Consider the following 18,088-nt stretch of genomic DNA (forward strand, 5'->3'; position numbering starts at 1 on the left):
AAGCTGCTTTTTCTATTTTCTATAGTATCGATTGTAGTTCTTTTAAGTCGATAATCATATGTGATACATCGTCTGGTTTTTCAATAACATTTGGGTTAAAGAAAATGGCGTCCATGCCTACATTTACGGCTCCACGGATGTCGGCATCAAGATTATCTCCGATCATCAGTGATTGCTGGGCCTGCGCTTGAGCAGTCGTCATAGCAAACTCAAATATTCGGGGATCCGGTTTATTCACACCGATGACTTCGGAAATAAAAATGTGTTTGAAATATTTGTTTAGGTTGCTCTTTTCCAGTTTGGTCTCACAGGCCTCTTTAAAACCATTAGATATCAAGTGAAGATTGTATCTGTCACCCAAATAAGCCAAGGTTTCATGTGCATGGGGAAACAGATTTGTTTTTTTGGGACAGATAGTGAGATACTCCAGTTCGAATTCTTCAGGAAACAACTCTGGATCCACACCGAGCTCAGTAAAGGTATCTGCAAAGCGAGCTTTCCTGAGTTCTGGTTTTGAAATCTTTCCGTGATGATAGAGTCCCCAAAGTCGATGATTGTTAACCGTATAAGTTTCTATAAAACGAGTGGATGACTGTTGATTAAACAAGTGATCAAACTTGTATTTAAAATATAGCTCGTGCAGACTTTCTTCGGCATTTTTATCAAAATCCCATATGGTATGATCTAGGTCGAAGAAAATGTCTTTTTTCTTGTGATTAAACATATGCAAAATTAAAACAAATTAACCTGAAATTCCAAGTCAGTTGGGTTATCTAGTGATGAAATTAAAGGTCACTTTTATCGATATGGGGTCTCCGATGGTTTATATGACTGTTTGGTGATTTTAGTCTTATTGCGAATCGGTTAATTTTCTTCTTTGTGTCATAATCCTTCTGATATTTCCGAATACATGGGTGAATACCTATTTTTGTCACATGAAGAAAGCGCTGTTACTCTTTTATTTTCTATTGTTCTATGCGGTTATGCAACTGATATGGTGGGGGGTGATGTTTATCCGTTTTGATCCGAGTAAAAAGAACATGATTATAGGAGAGGGAATATTCTTCTTGATTATTTTCTTGTGGGGTGCATGGCGGTTGAAGCGGCTGGTTGAAAGGGAGCAGAAGCTGCTTCAACAACAGCAGAACTTTCTCTTGGCTATTACGCATGAACTTAAATCGCCATTGGCTTCCGTCAAATTGTATATTCAAACTATTTTGAGACGTGATCTTGACAAAGAGCAACAACAAACGTTCTTGAGAAACTCGCTGAAGGATATCGAGCGTTTGGATGATCTGGTGGAAAATGTATTGATGACAACTAAGTTGGACAGCCGAAATTACAGTATGCCTAAAGAGGATTTTAATTTTACTGCTTTGGTAGAACAGGTTGTAGATAGGCTTCAGAAGAATTCCTGTAGTTCACAAGTTTTGAAACCTTATTTGGAAGCGGATATCATTATTCATGCGGATAAGTTTGCGATTAGTAATGTGGTTACTAATCTGATAGAAAATGCAATTAAGTATTCGCCGGCATGTGCTATGGTGGATGTGAAATTATATACGGAGAATAATAAAATAATTTTTTCTGTTGCTGACCATGGTATCGGTATCAGTGATGAAGAGAAAAAACTTATCTTTAATAAGTTTTATCGCGTGGGAAGTGAGGCAACACGAAAAACCAAAGGCACAGGTTTGGGGTTATATATCGTGAAAACCGTATTGCAGAAGCACGACGCGACCATAAAAGTTAAAGATAACACTCCTAAAGGGAGTATTTTTGAAGTAACATTTGAAAGAAATGCAAAGTAAACAAAGAATATTACTTGTCGAAGATGAAGAACACTTGTTAGAAGCTATCAAGTTGAATCTCGAAATGGAAGGTTACCGTGTTACTACGGCTACCGATGGAAAAAAAGCACTAAAAGTCTTCAAGGAGGAACGTTTCAACTTGGTGGTTTTGGATGTGATGATTCCAGAAATTGATGGATTCCAAGTGGCTGAAACTATTCGACTGCAAAACACTGAGGTTCCTATCATGTTTTTAACTGCGAAAAATAGCAGTGAGGATCGAATTACGGGTCTTAAGAAAGGGGCGGATGATTATCTGGTAAAACCTTTCAACTTAGAAGAATTGATCCTTCGTGTTGGAAATTTGGTGCGTCGTGGCATGAAACCGGATGATTTGAAAGAACTAAATTCTTATCAAATAGGTGATAAAACGATCTATTTTAATTCGTATGAGCTACATCATGCGGATGGCACGATCACTTCGTTGACAAAGAAGGAAACCATGCTGTTGAAACTGTTGATTGAGCGACGTAATGAGGCTGTATCCAGGGAACAAATATTGGAGACCGTATGGAATTACGATGTTTACCCATCTACACGTACCATCGACAATTTTATCTTAACCTTCCGAAAATATTTCGAACCAGATCAAAAGCATCCGATTTATTTCCATTCTATCAGAGGTGTTGGTTATAAGTTTACCGACAATAACGCATAGGTAGAAAGAGATGATGACAATCAGGGCTAGAATAGCCGTTATTTTTATTGCTGCATTATTTTTGGGCTATGGCTTATATGAAGGGCATTATCAGACGGCTGTTCTGATAGCTGGTGGGATAGGCTATTTGATTTGGAGCCATTTTAGAGAAGGCTCCGTTTTTTTGGCAACGCAGGCTTTTCATAGGCAAGATTATGAAAAGACAAAAAATTTGCTCAATGAGATCAAGAACCCTGATGCCCTTCGCAAGGGTAGACGTAATTTCTATGAATTTATGATGGGAAATATTGCGCTTAAAGAAGAACGTGTCGATGAGGCCGAATATCATTTTCAGCTAGCTTCACGTCTGCCTTGGAAAAAAGATAATGAAAAGGGCATGGTCATGATTAATCTGGCAAATATAGCGCTGCGAAAGTTGGATTATGAAAGAGCGAGAGCGTATACAGATGTTGCCAATAAGTTACATCTGACCGCTAGACAGAACAGCATTATTACAAAAATAGAAAACGAAATTTCAAAACATTTATAGTGAGTACTACTTTACAAAACGACTTATTGATTAAAGCTGCATTCTCGCAGCAAACGGAAAGACCCCCTGTGTGGATGATGCGTCAAGCTGGACGCTTTATGAAGGAATATTGGGATATCAAGAATAAATATTCCTTTTTGGAAATGTGTAAAACGCCAGAAATCGCTGCGGATGTCACTATGCTTCCGGTAGATTTGCTAGGTATTGATGCAGCTATTTTATTTTCTGATATTTTAGTTACAGCTGAAGCTATGGGAGGGGATCTGTCCTTTGAACAAGGTGTAGGCCCTCGTTTTTCTAATCCTGTTCGTTCTGTAAAGGATGCAGAAGCTTTGTCTACCAATTGTTTGGATAAATTGCAGTATGTTGCTGATGCAATCAAGGTCATTCAACAACGTCTTGACAGCCGTATCCCCTTGATTGGCTTTGCGGGAGCACCATTTACAATCTTAAGTTATCTGGTTGAAGGTGGATCTTCAAAAGATTTTAAGTTAACGAAGTTGATGTTGAATAATCAGCCCGAGTTGGCACATATGATCCTTCAAAAGATTGCAGATGTAACGGTTGAATATTTGAATATGCAGATCGCAGCTGGCGTAAATGCGATTCAATTATTTGATAGCTGGGCCTTGGCTTTATCATGGAATGATTACCGTGATTTTTCGCATTATTATAATAAGCAGATTATCGCTAAGTTGAACCGTAAGGATATTCCAGTCATTTCCTTTTGTAAAGGATCTTCTGTTTTTGCACCAATGATGGTCGAAGCGCAACCTGATGTTGTTTCTATCGATTGGAACGCAGATTTAAAAAATATTAAACAATCTCTGCCACAGGGTATTGCTGTTCAAGGAAATTTGGATCCATTTGTTTTGTATGCAGATAAACCTGTTATCAAAAAGAAGATTATCGAACTATTTGAGCGCATGAGAGGTGAAAATGGTTTTATCTTTAACTTGGGACATGGTATCATGCCAGATATTCCTTTTGATAATGTAAAATATGCCATTGAGGTTGTAAAGGAATTTAGCTATTAGTTTGCTATCCGCTTCAAGAACAAAAACGACTTGCCAAAGGCAAGTCGTTTTTGTTTTAACAAGATCTAATCTATTTCGGTTGATATAGCACTTTTGTATATTGGATGTAAGATTTGCGCAATTGATGTTTGGACGTATTGAATGCTATTAACTTTTCTTATTTTTGTAACTATGGTCTATTTATATGCAAAAGCAGTTCATATTATCTTTGTGATTTGTTGGATGTCAGGTCTGTTTTATATGCCTCGACTCTTTATATATCATACAGAAGCTAAGGACAAGAGTCAAGAAGCGTTTGATGTTTTGCATAAAGAATTCAGTAAGATGGAAAAATTACTGTGGTGGGTTATTACTACTCCTGCGATGTACATCACAGTCCTTTCTGCACTAGTTATGTTATGCTATTCCCCTGGTTTATTATCCATGGGGTGGATGCATGTAAAACTGACATTCGTTCTGGGGATGATTATCTATCATTTTAGCTGCCAGAAGATTATGTTCAAATTGAGTCGTCAAGAATCCAAATTAACCTCAACAAATCTCCGTTTGTTTAATGAAGTCGCAACAGTTTTATTATTCGCGATTGTTTTTACTGTTGTCTTAAAATCGGCACTGAACTGGATATTTGGCGTTTTGGGGCTCTTAATTTTATCCATCGCTTTAATGATGGCCGTAAAACTTTATAAGAAGTACCGGAACAAGAAAGCATAACAAAATGTTAAATTCTTTGGTTTCTTAATCCTTTTTTATTCTGTGTAGTCGAAGGATTATTAATTGAATCGGATTATGTACAGGAAAATTTTGGTTATGGTCTCGTTGCTTATTGTCGCAACGGCTGGGTTTGCGCAGCGATACAGACCTTTTGGAGGGGCATTAAATATCTATTCTACAGATGTTCCATTTTTTCTTTATATCAACAACGTTTTGTATAATAATAGGGCTTCCACGGATATTAGGGTATCCAATTTGACGAGTCGTCGTTATGATTTGCGTATTGTATTTGCTGACAGACAGCAACGCACATTGAATGGCAGTGGCGTGCAACTTGTCAATCGAAATGGGCAATATATGAACGTTGTATTTTCTGTCAGTAGCAGAGGCGGAAATAGGGGGATTATCTTGGAATCCATGAATCCTGTTGATCGGTATAACAATGGGAATTATCGTGAGGATTTACCCTATGATAACCTGGATAGATATAATAATGAACAAGGTAATGAGCGATACAGACAATCAGAAGATCGTGACGATTTACCGAATAATAATCGAGATGGATATAATACTGGTTGGGGTAATGATCGCAGTAGACAGACAGGGGACTCTCAGATTTATCGCAACGGTGTAGAGGATCATCGTGGATATAATGAAAATAGTGGTCAGTCTGATAAAGGAGGAATGAATAAAACGAATTCCAATCGATTGAACGATCTATTAAATCAGAAGGAAAACGATCAGGATAGACTTGCTGTAGCTGCTCAGGAATTAAAAAGTATGCGTCTAAGTGTTACTGAAATTGTTGATTTAATGGAACTTTTTATACGAGATGATAATAAACTGGCCTTTGCTAAATATGCTTATCCGACCTGTGTGGATAAACAGAATTATGAGAAAGTAGGGGACGCCTTATCGTTCAGTTCAACAAGGGAAAAGCTAGTGGATTTTTTAAAAAAATAAAAGGAGCATTTTGCTCCTTTTTTTATTCACCGCCAAAGCAGATATATTTTAATTCCATATATTCATCCAAACCGTGTTTAGATCCTTCACGACCTACACCAGATTGTTTTACTCCACCAAAAGGAGCTGCTGCATTTGAAATAAGGCCTGTATTGACACCTACCATGCCAGCTTCTAGCTGTTCAGCGACACGAAAACAGCGATTTATATTTGTACTATAAAAATAGGAGGCTAGTCCAAATTCAGTCGTATTGGCCATTGCTATTCCATCTTCTTCTGTTTTGAAACTGAAAAGGGCGCAAATCGGACCAAAAGTCTCCTCGCGGAATATAAGCGCTTCTTTCGGAATGTTGGTCAGCACAGTTGGCTGGAAAAATAGATCTTTGATGACCTTTCCTCCAGTAGCCAATTCGGCACCATGATTTAATGCGTCTTGTACATGATGCTGTACTTTTTCTAGCCCTTTTGCATTGATTAAGGGACCTACCTGGACGTCTTTGTCAAGTCCGTTGCCAACTTTCAATTTACTGACAGCATGGCTAAGTTTCATCGAAAATTCATCATAGACATCTTCTTGGATTAGAAACCTATTGATGGAAACGCAAGTTTGCCCTGAGTTTCTAAATTTTCCGGCAATGGCTCCTTCGACAGCAGCATCAATATCCGCATCGTTAAAAACCAAAAAGGGAGCATTACCACCGAGCTCCATAGATACTTTTTTAATGTTAGAGGCTGATTGTTCTATGAGTGTTTTTCCGACTTCGGTTGAGCCTGTAAAGGATAGTTTTCTTATCAGGTCGTTCGTAGCTAGTTCTTTGCCTATACCAACACTGTCTTTTCCTGTAATGACATTAAAAACACCCTTCGGGATCCCAGCATCTTCAGCCAGTTTAGCCAATGCTATAGCGGAAAATGGGGTTTGGGAGGCCGGTTTTAGCACAACGGTACAACCAGCTACCAAAGCTGGAGCAACCTTTCGGGTGATCATCGCTAATGGAAAATTCCAGGGTGTAATTGCAGCTACGACCCCTACACCTTGCCTAATTGTAAGCATTCTCGTTCCTTTTTTATGAGAGGGTATCGTTTCGCCATAGGCCCTTTTTCCTTCTTCTGAAAACCATTCTACGAAAGAACTACCGTAGTCAACCTCTACCCTCGATTCGCTTAGCGGTTTGCCGCTTTCTAGGGTCATGATTTCCGCAAGATCGTCTTTATAGTGTTGAATAAGATCGTACCATTTGCGGACGATGTTGCAACGTTCCAGTACAGTTGTGTTTTTCCAGCTTTTCCATGCCTTGTCAGCATCAATTATGGCTTTAGTACAGTCAACAACTTTTAGATCTGGCAACGAAGCAATAACTTTTCCTGTTGCAGGATTTACCACATCAAAGGTGTGTTTTGACTTGATAAATTTCCCATTGATATAGGCACTGTCAATTAAAAGTGTATTTTTCATCGATGTAAATTTAATTGTCACAAGTATAATTAGAAGATTTCTGAACAAAACTTCACTTTAATATGATTGTTGTTTGTTCAAATGAATCTTTCTCGTTCAGATTTTGAAGGTATCGTACAAAACTCATTTTTTCCAAACCATCGATAGCGGTTTTTAGCAAAATAATCATAAAGCACATCTCTCCACTTGAGTGGTAAAATCTTCAGTAAATAACAAGTAATGTAGGGGAAGCCCAACTGCTTACAAATCTTTAAAACAGCTTCACTTTTGAGATAGGTACCGGCTGGAGATAGGAAAACGATGGAATCAGTATTTTTGGGAATATTTGTTAGCGCGGCCCGGGCAAATTCAGACTGCAAGGAACTAAATAAGAATTTCTTTCTGCGATCTATCCTTAATAATAGTTGAACAAAGCGATTACAGATCAAGCAATCACCATCGAAAAAGATGATATATCTCCCTTGTTGTTCCATATTATAAAGTTACTTCTATTTATTGAAAGTACTGCCATAACAAGATCATAAATGGGAGTGATTTTATCATCATCGGAGTTTAATTCTCTATGTTAAAAAAGGCGGTGTTTCCAATAGAAACACCGCCTTTTTTAATTCCTTTTTATAGATTTTTCATGATTGTATGTCCCATACGATCCCTTTTAGTTTTTAAGTACTCTTCATTAAAGGGATTTGCCGTTATTTCAATAGGTACATTTTCTATGATTTCAAGACCATAACCTACTAGGCCAGCACGTTTTGTCGGATTATTTGACATAAGACGCATTTTTGTGACACCAAGATTTCTAAGAATCTGGGCTCCTACACCGTAGTCTCTTAAATCTGCCTTGAACCCTAACTGCACATTGGCGTCTACCGTATCCAAACCATTTTCTTGTAATTTGTAAGCATGTAGCTTATTGATCAGTCCAATACCACGACCTTCTTGATTCATATAGACAATAACACCTTTACCTTCTTGTTGGATCATTTCCATTGCTTTGTGCAATTGAGGGCCACAGTCACAACGGCAAGAACCAAAAATATCACCGGTAACACAAGAGCTGTGCACTCGTACTAAAATAGGTTCATCTTCATTCCACTCACCTTTGTAAAGCGCTAAATGTTGTTCGCCAGTGTCCTTTTGTGTAAAGGCTTTCATTTTAAAATCACCATATTGCGTAGGCATATTAACAGTGACTTCTTCATTGATTAAAGAGTCGTGCTTAAGACGGTATTCAATCAGATCTTCAATACTAACGATCTTTAAATCAAATTTTTTAGCAACTTCCATTAGTTCCGGAAGTCTGGCCATTTCACCATCTTCTTTTAGAATCTCAACCAATACACCCGCTGGTTCAAATCCTGCTAATCGAGCAAGGTCAACTGTAGCTTCAGTGTGTCCTGTGCGACGTAATACACCACCATCTTTCGCTATGAGCGGGAAAATATGTCCTGGTCTACCTAATTCTTCATAATGAATATTAGGATCGATCATTGCTTTAATTGTTTTCGAGCGGTCCGACGCAGAAATACCAGTTGTACAACCATATCCCTGTAAGTCAATGGAAACTGTAAAGTTCGTTTCATATACCGCTGTATTCTGTCCCACCATTAAGTCAAGATGTAATGCATCTGCTCTTTCTTTTGTAATTGGGGCACACACTAGTCCACGACCGTGAGTCGCCATAAAGTTGATGATTTCGGGGGTTGCATTGCGGGCCGCAGTGACAAAGTCTCCTTCATTTTCGCGATCTTCGTCATCCACGACGATTACTACTTTTCCTGCCTGTATATCAGCGATCGCTTCTTCGATCGTGTTTAATTTGAAATCCATTTATTGATATATTGTAATTGGTACAAAGTTAGTGTAGAATCTAAATTTATTTATAATAGCGTTGTCACAATCTAATGTGATTCTTTTAATTTATTCTTTTTTGCAAGCTTTTCCTTAATCCACTTCCAAGCGGCTTCTATTTTTAATTTATATTGATCAATATCAAATAAGGCAGAATCAGTCGTCGACTTGTACGTTAGAAAAGCGGCTAATGGTGTTAAGACAATAATGGCCATCCACATACCTACGGCTGATGATATAGCACCATCTTTCGCTGTTTTTTCTGCAACTGTAGAGATAATGTGATAGATCAGAAAGAAAATGATGGCCATCACGACCGGAAGACCGAGTCCACCTTTTCTGATAATTGCTCCTAGTGGAGCTCCGATTGCAAATAGTAAAAGACAGGAGACAGCTAGGGTAAACTTGCGATGCCATTCAATACGATAGCGTATATCTTTCGATTTGTAATCTTTAAATTCAAGTGTACGGCCATTCAGATCTTCCTTTAAATAATTCAACTGGTTTAACGCATTCATGGTGATCTGTGCCCGTTGTTCTTGGGGAACCAGATCGGTAAGCAAATTTTTAAAAGGTTTGATCTTAGCTTCTTTGACTTTTGGCTGTCCAGGTTGATTCGCACTAAAATATTTCGAATAGATATTATATCGGGTGTCTAATGTACGGACGATTGCTTTTCCCATACTGTCTATCTTAATATGGTTGGAATCGATGTACATGTCTAACTGTTTCAGGTTTAACATTGCATGGTGGCTCTTGAAGAGATTTTCATCCGTTTTACCTTGTTGAAAACTTCCCATATCAAACTTTTGCTCTGTTTCCTTGAACTTAAATCGCGTAAATTGCTGACGTGGATCGTAGGTTTTTGAGTTTTTAGTCCGTGCTTCCTCATAGCGGATACCATCCTTAAGTTTTAGGATCATATAATTGTTGTCAGGAGAGTTATAGATATACCCTTCTTTAGCCATAAGTACATTATTGGCTGTATTACCGCCACGATGATCATAGATCATCAAGTCATAGAGAATTGTTCCCGCTTTGTTTTTTCCTCTAGCGCGGATCGAGTAACCTGGAATGGTGTTGTTAAAGATTCCGGGTTTGATGAGGAAATCTGCCTTTTTATTACGTACATCAGTAAGTAGGGTACCCATTTTTAGGTTCACTACGGGGAGAATATAGTCAGAGAACAGAAAAGAACTTGTTGCGAAAATTGCAACGAGTATGAATAGCGGGGTCATCGCTTTACGTAAAGATACGCCCGCAGCCTTGATCGCAACTAATTCATAGCTTTCACCCAGATTTCCGAAAGTCATAATGGAGGAAAGGAGCATGGATAAAGGCATTGCCATTTGGATTTGAACAACGCATTGATATCCAATTAGCTCCATGATCGTATACCATTCAAATCCTTTTCCAATCAAATCATCAATGTACTTGAATAGGAAAAGCATCAATAAGACAAACATCACAATAAAGAATGTGACAATAAATGGTTTTATGAAAGCTTGAAGAATAAGTAAATGAACCTTTTTCATCCGTGACGCAAAGCAAATTGATGCCTTTACATTAAGGCATCTACCAACTAAGGAGCTCCAGCTGGAGCCCTTAGTGGAAATATATTGCAAAGATAGGCTTTTTTATGCACCTATAACACTTTGAAGATAGACTATTGAATTTTTCCAAATTAACTTCCTATTTTCAAGGTCTTCTTCTTTAGCGTAATCTGTTATTTTAAGAGCAACATCATTTGTTAGCTCGTCTTGATCGATCTCCAGATCGAAATAATAGGGATCATCATCGAGCCATTTAAAGCGTACAGATTTATTTTCTTTCGATGCTACAATTTTTGCTCGGTGAGGTTCATCATCCCAAATGAAAGTATAAACGGTGTCTTTATAGTTTACATCATCTGCAAACCATTGCGCCAATTCGTTTGGTTCTTGCAAATACGGAAATAAAATTCTAGGTGAAGAGTTGATGATATATTCTAGTTGGAATTTTATTTTATCTGCCATAAAAATGTTTTTTTAAATTTTAGTTTGTTTAAATCAAAAATAAGCTATATTTGCATTCCCAAAATGGCGGGGTAGCTCAGATGGTTAGAGCGTTGGATTCATAACCCAAAGGTCGGCAGTTCGATTCTGCTCCCCGCTACAAATCTCTTCCAAAATTGCTTTTTACTACATCAACTTATTATTTGTAATAATACATATTTATTTTGTTATTGCAAGTTTTTTTGTAAAAAGTTGCCCCTGTTTTTTGATAAACATGTTGTTTTTAGGACTATCAATTTTTTCAACATCAGTTTCTATTTTTCAATGATAAATTTATTGAGTTAAAAATGAGTTTGTTGTGTTTAATGCGAGTTTTAAATAGGTCAGAATTGGTAAAAAAATAAAAAAATCTTTTGAATTGACATACGAAGTGGTATATTTGCATACCGAAACGGCGGGGTAGCTCAGATGGTTAGAGCGTTGGATTCATAACCCAAAGGTCGGCAGTTCGATTCTGCTCCCCGCTACCAAAAGCATCAGTCTGTTAAGATTGATGCTTTTTTTATGATTGCATGTATTTCCTTTTTATCGCATTACCTTTTTTTCGCCGCTGACAAGAGTACATCTATCTTTGTATTGTTTCATGGATAATACTTAAATAATGAATATAAGATCTATACTAACTCTATTCTATTTTTTTATCTGCTATCATGTTTTTGCACAACAAGGCACAATAAGCCATGTCGTTACACATCAACGGAAGACCATTCTATGTGATGTACAGAAAGGCGAGAATTCCTATCCAGCTTGGGGGATATTTCCAAAAGAAAACTATCCTGTAAGGAAGGTTACTATGTTTGTTACGCTTGGGAGCCCCGATAGTTTGCGCACAGCGCATTGGGATTATTTGGATCACATCTTATTGCGTCGTAAAGGAGGAAAAAATGGACCTGTGCTAAATTATGAATTAGGAAGAATGCTTACGCCATATGGTAGTATTTACAATAAAGGATGGAGTTGGAAATGGCAGGTCGATGTAACTGATTTTGCTCCTTTCTTAAGGGATAGCGTGGAAATTGTCTATACTCATTCTGGTTTTGAGGACAAGACTGTAGGGTGGGCACTTACTGTAGATTTTGAAATTTTATCAGGTCCACCAGTTGTTACCCCATTGGGAATAACAGCGCTGTGGAATAAAGCATATAAATACGGGGATGTCAACGAAAAGATAGGAGAAAATCTACTACCAATAACATATACCTCGAGTCCGGGAGCAGCATTGAGCCGAATACGTATTCAGCATACAGGGCATGGTATGGATAAACCACGTGGCTGTAGTGAATTCTGTAGCCGATGGCGCGAACTCACCTTCGATGGAAAGACTGTAGACAGACGTGATATGTGGAAGAAATGTGGTGGTAATCCACTTTATCCACAAGGCGGGACCTGGGTACATGACCGCGCATATTGGTGTCCTGGAGATTTACAGCAGCCTGATTTTATTGATGTATTTACTAAAGTTGGTACTCATCAAGTTGCCTTACAAATGGAACCCTATACAGCGACTGATAATGTACAGGCAGTCGAAAATATATCCGCTTACTTGTTTCAATATTCAGCCCCAAAACAAAAAGTAGATGCTGCGGTCGAGTCAATAATGGTTCCAAGTGATGAACAGCGTTTTTCTAGATTAAATCCGGCGAGTGCTGGTCCAAAGATTTCTTTCAGAAATTTGGGTGCTGACCCGATTCGATCCCTAGAAATTGTTTATGGCACGAAAGGATTTCCAGTCAAAACTTTCCATTGGAAAGGTAATCTTTCTTTTAATCAAGTTGCAGAAGTTATCCTACCAGCAGAAATACAGGAAAAAGATCAGGAGAATGTATTTACGGTGTCACTTCTTAAACCTAATGGAAAGCCGGATGCGTGGCCCACAGACAATAAGGCGGAAAGCGTCTTTACAGCTCTGCAGAAATTTCCCACTGATTTTATTTTGGAGTTTATGACCAATAATAAACCAGCGGATAATCGTATATTTCTAATTAATGCAAAGCAGGATACAGTCTTTCGTAAAAAAGGCTCTCAACTTGCTACTGAAACTATGTATAGAGATACTTTACATCTTACTGAGGGAAATCACTCGCTCTCTTTGGTTGATACCGCAGGTAACGGACTGCAGTTTTGGGCACAACCTGAAAATGGTGATGGCCATTTACGGATCTTCGATCTGAAAGGAAACCTTATTCATGCTTTTGAAAGCGATTGTGGAAATGGCGAGATGTTTAGTTTCAATGCCAAACGTGGATTTGAGATGAACACAATTTCAACGCAATATGCCTTCTCACTTTATCCAAGGTCGGTTGTGGATAAGACACAACTGAGCGTAGTGTCCAATAAAAAGAGTGAGATGACTGTCCTTTTTATGGTTGATGGCGTTTTGTGGCAAAAACATGAATACAAATCTGTTCAACAAGCTGTCCTGAACTATGATCTGAGCCATTTACCTTCAGGAAGAATAATCGTTGAAGTTCTGATGGATGGTATTAGCCGATTTAAAGGACGGATAAATAAAAGATAACCGGATAAAAGAAAAGGACGAAGATATTTTGTGCCTAGATTTTGAAGAATTAGATAAAAAAGCTCCATTAATGGAGCTTTTTTTATCTGTTTAATCAATTGTCGTCGTAAGCTAAGCCTTTCCAGTCTTCTCTCTGTAAGTACTTCAGCATAAAAAAGAATACGACCCATGCAAGTCCAGCTAAGATCCAAATTAGAGTTTCATAATGGAAAATTGTTTTATGTAAGTATCCCAAAATACCCAATAGACCTAATATCAGTAGATTAGTTATTGCTTTTGAATTGGATTGACTAGCCTTCGAAAATGGATAGTTTTTGACAATGAAAAGCATAATCAGAATACTTTCGATTCCGCCAATCGCGGAAGATAATAGCAGATCATTAATAGAACTGAGACCAAATAGCGGTACACAGATAGAAAGAAACAGTATGTTGAACGGTAAAACATATTTAATCAGACATGCTTTAAGAACTCCAGTCATCAGCTGTCCCGGTTTTTGTATCGGAGTCACATGGTAGACCCAGGCCGCTTTATATTTATTACTTTGAGTAATAAGCTGGAAAACGGTTAGTATGGTTAATAACGAAAGATAAAACATAATGATATACAAGCCTGAATCCCGAAGCTTCGCTATTTTGCCAGCTATTGGGAGATCATCTCCTGTACGTAGAAATAAAAAAATAAAATAAATAGGTAGATAAGCCAACGAAGGGTATAGCTGTTGCTTAAATTCTCTCGTTTTAGAACTTATTAGCCATACGATGCCAAATCCAGCCTCTTCAACCGGGGATGAGCAAACGTTCGAAGAGATCCTTTTATATAGCGGTAATTTGGAGGGATTATCTCGGGTTAATTGTGAAGTTTCACTAGGGAGGTTGTCGGCACTTGCTAGTGCAGCTATTTTTGCATTAAATCCCCGTGAAAATAGCTTAGTACAAGCGTAGATACCAGCAAAGGGAGTTAGTATTCCCAGTGTTGATAAGATGACCAAATGTACATTGTGGTTACCAAAGAGTAATGGTTGGAATGATGCAATCCAGGTACTTGGGAATATCCAAAGAAATCTGAGCTGTTCCATCGTTAAATGGGATTCCACAATAGATTGGATCAAATTTGGGCCAACATAATAGGATAGAAAAAGAACCAGTGAGAGACCGATCTGTATATAAGTAATTACATCTTTAAACTTTTGGATGGGGAGATATTTGATGCTAATCAGATAAAATCCATTAACAAATATCAGCGCGATTAAAGTGCTTAGTATAAGCTGCAGGCATAAAAGAAAGACGGAGACGATATCCCAATTGAATAATACATAAATAAGCACGGGTAAGGTCAACGCGATTACTTGATTAAAAAGCTTGATTGCAATAAAAGTTATTCGGGAAATAGCTAAAGTCTTGTCATTAACTGGTCTAGGCATAATGATATACTGATCCCGAGTATCTAATAATATGGGTGAAAAATCGGACACCAACGTAATGCTTAACATGCTAATGAAACTGAGTAGCATAATCGAAATGGCTAAGTACCTATCTGGAATCGAAAAAATAATTACCATGAATATCAGGCCAAAGATGAGATACAATAGGAATTGTAAAATCGATGACGAAGAAGATGATTTTCCTGAGCTACGTTTTCTAAAGCTAATAGGTTTTCTATTCTCTAAGATTACTTTGGTTTCTAAGATGATCTTAAACTGTTCATAATTGATGCCTAGGCCTTTCCAAACCCCACGAAAAAGAAGGATAAATTTTAAGATAAATTTTTCCATGTTATTGAATGGCTGTAATGATATTGGAAGCATCTAATGCACTGCTGCCAGTATTGGTTAATTTAGCAAATATATGCTCCAGGGATTCGCTAGGATCTGTTTTTAGTTCCTCAATCGTGCCATTCGCAATGATGCTGCCCTGGTTTATCAGTAAAATCCGATCAGATACTTTTTCAACAACGTCCATCATATGTGAACAATAGAAAATTGTTTTCCCTTCTTTTGCAAGTAATGAAATAAGTTCTTTAACAACGATAACAGCATTGGCATCGAGTCCAGATAATGGTTCATCTAGCACGATAATTTGTGGGTTATGAATAATTCCTGAAATTAAAAGTACTTTTTGACGCATTCCTTTGGAGAAGGTATCCATCCTATTATTTGCATTAGCTTCAAGGCCAAAGGCTGCTAACAGTTTTAAGGAACGTTCTAGGATGACATTATCTTTCATTCCATAGAGTTTACCTACAAAATCCAAGTATTCCATGGGAGTCAGGACGTCATATAATTCTGCGTTTTCGGGAACATATCCCAATAATGCTTTTACTGCAAGTGGATCTTCTTGAATATTGATGCCATTAATTTCTACAGTGCCTGTGAAATCTTCGATTAGTCCTGTTAATATTTTAACGGTAGTGGATTTACCGGCACCATTTGGGCCAATATATCCGATAACTTGACCTGGGAATATGTCAAGGTTGATTCCTTTCAATATTTCTTTTACTCCGTATGATTTTTTTAGGTCAACAATTCGGATGAGAGGTAATATACTTTCCATATGATTATAATCTTCAAAGTAAACTTACATAAAAAATTGGAGTTATAGTTTCCAATTGAAAAGTATATACTTAATATTCTTGAGAAGAATGTCTCTATTTTAATCAATGGAAAAGGGACCTTTTGGTCCCTTCAAAAACTATGTTATTTTTCGGAAATACTACCTGTCGTTCTTGGGATATCCCTCTTCATCGAGATCATCTCTCAGATCTTCTTCGTTCTCGGCTAATTTCTTGTCTAAAGGGGATAACCGTTCATGTTTAAAAGTCTCAATTCGCATGTTAGCTTCATCTAGATCTTCTTCTTCGAGCTCACCTTGTGTTGCATACTCATCTCCGACAAATGGATTAGAATCATCGTATGTTGAATCATCATCGATTGCGCCCTCAGCTACTGTATTATAGTCAGCGGGGTGGTCATAGTCTGGATCATTGTCATCGACATCCATTTCATAACTGTCAAGCTCTTCATTAAAAGCAAGGTCCTGATCCATATCGGGATAGTCTTCTTCGACTTTCCCATTTTTACGCTCTTTTTTTGACATAATCCTACTCATGTTATTCATTTGTAAAACAGTTCTCAAAAAAAAAAGTTTTGGATTTATTCGGCAAACCGATTATTCCAAAAGTATTAGGAGATTATGGGGTCGAATATCCTTTGGAAAGTTAAAAACGCAAAAAATGGTTAAAGCAGTAAAACAATGTAATTATATGTTTGTTCTATCCTAAAACAGGAATTATGATCTTCAAGCGTTTAAATTATCAGACTTTACAGAGTTTACGCCTACAAGGCTACAATATTTTATTGACTATTGGTCGAGCTGAAGACGAGAACCCAATTTATTTCCCGATGAAATTGGATTCTTTTAATTGCAGTAGCTCAAATTTTGAAAGTGATGATGCAGCGACTTTTCAAGGAAAGAAGATTCTTATTTTGGATGAAGCCATTCAACGCTCCTTAAATCATGATCTTAATGGTATAATCCAGCTTGATAATTAAGCGCTATTTTTAGCTCTTTTATAAGAGCTGGGTGTAATATTTCTTTTCTTCTTATAGAAATTGGTCAGGTGACTTTCATCATTAAATCCTAGTTCTTCTACAATTTGTTTCATTGTGTATCTGTTGGATGCTAATCTCTCTTCAACTAGTTTAATACGAATATCATCTATATATACTTTGTAGCTTTTTGAGTATCTTTTTTTAAAAAATGCCCCAAAATAATTTGCTGAAATTTGGAACTGATCTGCGATCGACTTGATTTGTAATTTATCCGGGAAATAAATATTTTGCTGTATGTATTGCTCGATCTCTTGAGACATTTCATATGACTCGTTAATAGGTAGCTCCAGATCCTTCAATATATTTTCGACTAAAGCGAAAAGCGACATTGTCTGGTGGAATATAAAAATTGAAGATGCTGTATCTTCACTCTCATATTGTTGAATCAGAGATATTACCCGCTCGATTAGTTTTTTATTTTCCTTTTTAAGCGATAGGCTCTTATTTAATAACGTCTTCGAGTTGAAGATATCAACCGGATTGTGAGAAAGTCTGAAATTTTGCTGTATAAAGTGCAGGTCTTTAAAATAGGAGTTTGAGAAATAGAGGACAAATGCGATTGTATCTTTTTTTGTCTCAAGTGTTTCGAAATCTTTATTCAAAAAAAGTAAATTCTCTTTTGAAAATTTCAAGTTATTCCCTTTCGATACGAGTATGCCTTCGGATATATAAACTAACGCAAAATCAAAACCCGTTTTGTTTAGTTCTAATTTTTGTTTGTGTTTGATTTTTTGAGATTCGAAAGATAAATTCATCATATGTACAGACCCTATTGGAAAATAATCGCTACAAACCTAAGAAAAATGGATTAAAGACTTTACTTTTTTCCTCTTTTAAATCTGAATGGATTA

The 18,088-nt window shown here is 37.3% G+C and carries 18 protein-coding genes and 2 tRNA genes; 10 read left to right on the forward strand and 10 right to left on the reverse strand.

Features of this window, described 5'->3' with window-relative positions:
- Positions 1-19: 19 nt before the first annotated feature.
- Positions 20-724 (reverse strand): YjjG family noncanonical pyrimidine nucleotidase, encoded by a 705-nt coding sequence (locus HS960_RS24195; RefSeq protein WP_159731121.1) that lies wholly within the window; start codon positions 722-724, stop codon positions 20-22.
- 211 nt (positions 725-935) lie between these two features.
- On the opposite strand from HS960_RS24195, the gene HS960_RS24200 reads away from it, so the two are divergent.
- The 6 genes from HS960_RS24200 (at position 936) to HS960_RS24225 (ending at position 5,748) form a co-directional block, all read left to right on the forward strand.
- Complete coding sequence (locus HS960_RS24200; protein ID WP_088162930.1) at positions 936-1,811, forward strand: sensor histidine kinase; 876 nt, start codon at positions 936-938, stop codon at positions 1,809-1,811.
- Positions 1,801-2,508, forward strand: a complete 708-nt coding sequence (locus HS960_RS24205; protein WP_070563139.1) for a response regulator transcription factor — start codon at positions 1,801-1,803, stop codon at positions 2,506-2,508. The genes HS960_RS24200 and HS960_RS24205 overlap by 11 nt, the downstream gene beginning before the upstream one ends.
- Positions 2,509-2,518: 10 nt before the next feature.
- Complete coding sequence (locus HS960_RS24210; protein ID WP_227550269.1) at positions 2,519-3,037, forward strand: hypothetical protein; 519 nt, start codon at positions 2,519-2,521, stop codon at positions 3,035-3,037.
- Positions 3,037-4,074: a uroporphyrinogen decarboxylase gene (gene hemE / locus HS960_RS24215; protein WP_153847269.1), complete on the forward strand. Its 1,038-nt coding sequence runs from the start codon at positions 3,037-3,039 to the stop codon at positions 4,072-4,074. Before HS960_RS24210 ends, hemE begins: the two co-directional genes overlap by 1 nt.
- 171 nt (positions 4,075-4,245) lie before the next feature.
- A complete protein-coding gene (locus HS960_RS24220; protein WP_159731123.1) occupies positions 4,246-4,785 on the forward strand; it encodes a CopD family protein in 540 nt (179 codons plus the stop codon).
- A 75-nt stretch (positions 4,786-4,860) separates the two neighbouring features.
- Positions 4,861-5,748, forward strand: coding sequence for a DUF4476 domain-containing protein (locus HS960_RS24225; protein ID WP_159731125.1), 888 nt, complete (start codon positions 4,861-4,863; stop codon positions 5,746-5,748).
- A gap of 22 nt (positions 5,749-5,770) precedes the next feature.
- Here HS960_RS24225 and HS960_RS24230 read toward each other — a convergent pair whose 3' ends face one another.
- The 5 genes from HS960_RS24230 to HS960_RS24250 all read right to left on the reverse strand — a co-directional run bounded on the left by HS960_RS24230 (position 5,771) and on the right by HS960_RS24250 (position 11,070).
- Positions 5,771-7,204 (reverse strand): NAD-dependent succinate-semialdehyde dehydrogenase, encoded by a 1,434-nt coding sequence (locus tag HS960_RS24230; protein WP_159731127.1) that lies wholly within the window; start codon positions 7,202-7,204, stop codon positions 5,771-5,773.
- Between the two features lie 77 nt (positions 7,205-7,281).
- The gene (locus HS960_RS27195) at positions 7,282-7,677 is read right to left on the reverse strand and encodes a thiol-disulfide oxidoreductase DCC family protein (protein ID WP_153847265.1); all 396 of its coding nucleotides are present in this window, start codon (positions 7,675-7,677) and stop codon (positions 7,282-7,284) included.
- Between the two features lie 142 nt (positions 7,678-7,819).
- Entirely contained in the window at positions 7,820-9,034 is a 1,215-nt protein-coding gene (locus HS960_RS24240; RefSeq protein ID WP_075994158.1) for a bifunctional 3,4-dihydroxy-2-butanone-4-phosphate synthase/GTP cyclohydrolase II, read from the reverse strand.
- Positions 9,035-9,105: 71 nt separating this feature from the next.
- On the reverse strand, positions 9,106-10,590 hold the full coding sequence (locus HS960_RS24245) for an LptF/LptG family permease (protein WP_159731129.1): 1,485 nt from the start codon (positions 10,588-10,590) through the stop codon (positions 9,106-9,108).
- Positions 10,591-10,692: 102 nt separating this feature from the next.
- Positions 10,693-11,070 carry an START-like domain-containing protein gene (locus tag HS960_RS24250; RefSeq protein WP_070563117.1) on the reverse strand — a complete coding sequence of 126 codons (378 nt, stop codon included), beginning with the start codon at positions 11,068-11,070 and terminating at the stop codon, positions 10,693-10,695.
- A 65-nt stretch (positions 11,071-11,135) separates the two neighbouring features.
- Between HS960_RS24250 and HS960_RS24255 the strand changes: the two genes are divergently transcribed.
- The 3 genes from HS960_RS24255 (at position 11,136) to HS960_RS24265 (ending at position 13,627) form a co-directional block, all read left to right on the forward strand.
- Positions 11,136-11,209 (forward strand) — tRNA-Met (locus HS960_RS24255).
- Positions 11,210-11,502: 293 nt separating this feature from the next.
- Positions 11,503-11,579 (forward strand) — tRNA-Met (locus tag HS960_RS24260).
- A 131-nt stretch (positions 11,580-11,710) separates the two neighbouring features.
- On the forward strand, positions 11,711-13,627 hold the full coding sequence (locus HS960_RS24265; protein ID WP_153847263.1) for a peptide-N-glycosidase F-related protein: 1,917 nt from the start codon (positions 11,711-11,713) through the stop codon (positions 13,625-13,627).
- Positions 13,628-13,721: 94 nt separating this feature from the next.
- On the opposite strand, the gene HS960_RS24270 is transcribed toward HS960_RS24265, so the two are convergent.
- The 3 genes from HS960_RS24270 to HS960_RS24280 form a co-directional block, all read right to left on the reverse strand.
- Positions 13,722-15,401 carry a hypothetical protein gene (locus HS960_RS24270; RefSeq protein WP_153847262.1) on the reverse strand — a complete coding sequence of 560 codons (1,680 nt, stop codon included), beginning with the start codon at positions 15,399-15,401 and terminating at the stop codon, positions 13,722-13,724.
- Position 15,402: 1 nt separating this feature from the next.
- Entirely contained in the window at positions 15,403-16,179 is a 777-nt protein-coding gene (locus tag HS960_RS24275) for an ABC transporter ATP-binding protein (RefSeq protein WP_153847261.1), read from the reverse strand.
- Positions 16,180-16,338: 159 nt separating this feature from the next.
- On the reverse strand, positions 16,339-16,734 hold the full coding sequence (locus HS960_RS24280; RefSeq protein ID WP_227550268.1) for a hypothetical protein: 396 nt from the start codon (positions 16,732-16,734) through the stop codon (positions 16,339-16,341).
- 182 nt (positions 16,735-16,916) lie between these two features.
- Here HS960_RS24280 and HS960_RS24285 point away from each other — a divergent pair, with 182 nt between their 5' ends.
- Positions 16,917-17,177: a hypothetical protein gene (locus HS960_RS24285; protein ID WP_182330778.1), complete on the forward strand. Its 261-nt coding sequence runs from the start codon at positions 16,917-16,919 to the stop codon at positions 17,175-17,177.
- Here the strand turns inward: HS960_RS24285 and HS960_RS24290 are convergent.
- Positions 17,174-17,995 carry a helix-turn-helix domain-containing protein gene (locus HS960_RS24290; protein ID WP_153847259.1) on the reverse strand — a complete coding sequence of 274 codons (822 nt, stop codon included), beginning with the start codon at positions 17,993-17,995 and terminating at the stop codon, positions 17,174-17,176. The genes HS960_RS24285 and HS960_RS24290 overlap by 4 nt on opposite strands.
- Between the last annotated feature and the right edge of the window lie 93 nt (positions 17,996-18,088).

The organism is Sphingobacterium paramultivorum, assembly GCF_014109745.1.
Classification (GTDB): Bacteria; Bacteroidota; Bacteroidia; order Sphingobacteriales; family Sphingobacteriaceae; genus Sphingobacterium; species Sphingobacterium paramultivorum.

What these genes read in the sequence shown, in the direction of transcription:
- HS960_RS24195 (WP_159731121.1), bottom strand. Translation starts at nt 724, where the DNA reads ATGTTTAATCACAAGAAAAAAGACATTTTCTTCGACCTAGATCATACC.
- HS960_RS24200 (WP_088162930.1), top strand. Translation starts at nt 936, where the DNA reads ATGAAGAAAGCGCTGTTACTCTTTTATTTTCTATTGTTCTATGCGGTT.
- HS960_RS24205 (WP_070563139.1), top strand. Translation starts at nt 1,801, where the DNA reads ATGCAAAGTAAACAAAGAATATTACTTGTCGAAGATGAAGAACACTTG.
- HS960_RS24210 (WP_227550269.1), top strand. Translation starts at nt 2,519, where the DNA reads ATGATGACAATCAGGGCTAGAATAGCCGTTATTTTTATTGCTGCATTA.
- HS960_RS24220 (WP_159731123.1), top strand. Translation starts at nt 4,246, where the DNA reads ATGGTCTATTTATATGCAAAAGCAGTTCATATTATCTTTGTGATTTGT.
- HS960_RS24225 (WP_159731125.1), top strand. Translation starts at nt 4,861, where the DNA reads ATGTACAGGAAAATTTTGGTTATGGTCTCGTTGCTTATTGTCGCAACG.
- HS960_RS24230 (WP_159731127.1), bottom strand. Translation starts at nt 7,204, where the DNA reads ATGAAAAATACACTTTTAATTGACAGTGCCTATATCAATGGGAAATTT.
- HS960_RS27195 (WP_153847265.1), bottom strand. Translation starts at nt 7,677, where the DNA reads ATGGAACAACAAGGGAGATATATCATCTTTTTCGATGGTGATTGCTTG.
- HS960_RS24240 (WP_075994158.1), bottom strand. Translation starts at nt 9,034, where the DNA reads ATGGATTTCAAATTAAACACGATCGAAGAAGCGATCGCTGATATACAG.
- HS960_RS24245 (WP_159731129.1), bottom strand. Translation starts at nt 10,590, where the DNA reads ATGAAAAAGGTTCATTTACTTATTCTTCAAGCTTTCATAAAACCATTT.
- HS960_RS24250 (WP_070563117.1), bottom strand. Translation starts at nt 11,070, where the DNA reads ATGGCAGATAAAATAAAATTCCAACTAGAATATATCATCAACTCTTCA.
- HS960_RS24265 (WP_153847263.1), top strand. Translation starts at nt 11,711, where the DNA reads ATGAATATAAGATCTATACTAACTCTATTCTATTTTTTTATCTGCTAT.
- HS960_RS24270 (WP_153847262.1), bottom strand. Translation starts at nt 15,401, where the DNA reads ATGGAAAAATTTATCTTAAAATTTATCCTTCTTTTTCGTGGGGTTTGG.
- HS960_RS24275 (WP_153847261.1), bottom strand. Translation starts at nt 16,179, where the DNA reads ATGGAAAGTATATTACCTCTCATCCGAATTGTTGACCTAAAAAAATCA.
- HS960_RS24280 (WP_227550268.1), bottom strand. Translation starts at nt 16,734, where the DNA reads ATGAGTAGGATTATGTCAAAAAAAGAGCGTAAAAATGGGAAAGTCGAA.
- HS960_RS24285 (WP_182330778.1), top strand. Translation starts at nt 16,917, where the DNA reads ATGATCTTCAAGCGTTTAAATTATCAGACTTTACAGAGTTTACGCCTA.
- HS960_RS24290 (WP_153847259.1), bottom strand. Translation starts at nt 17,995, where the DNA reads ATGATGAATTTATCTTTCGAATCTCAAAAAATCAAACACAAACAAAAA.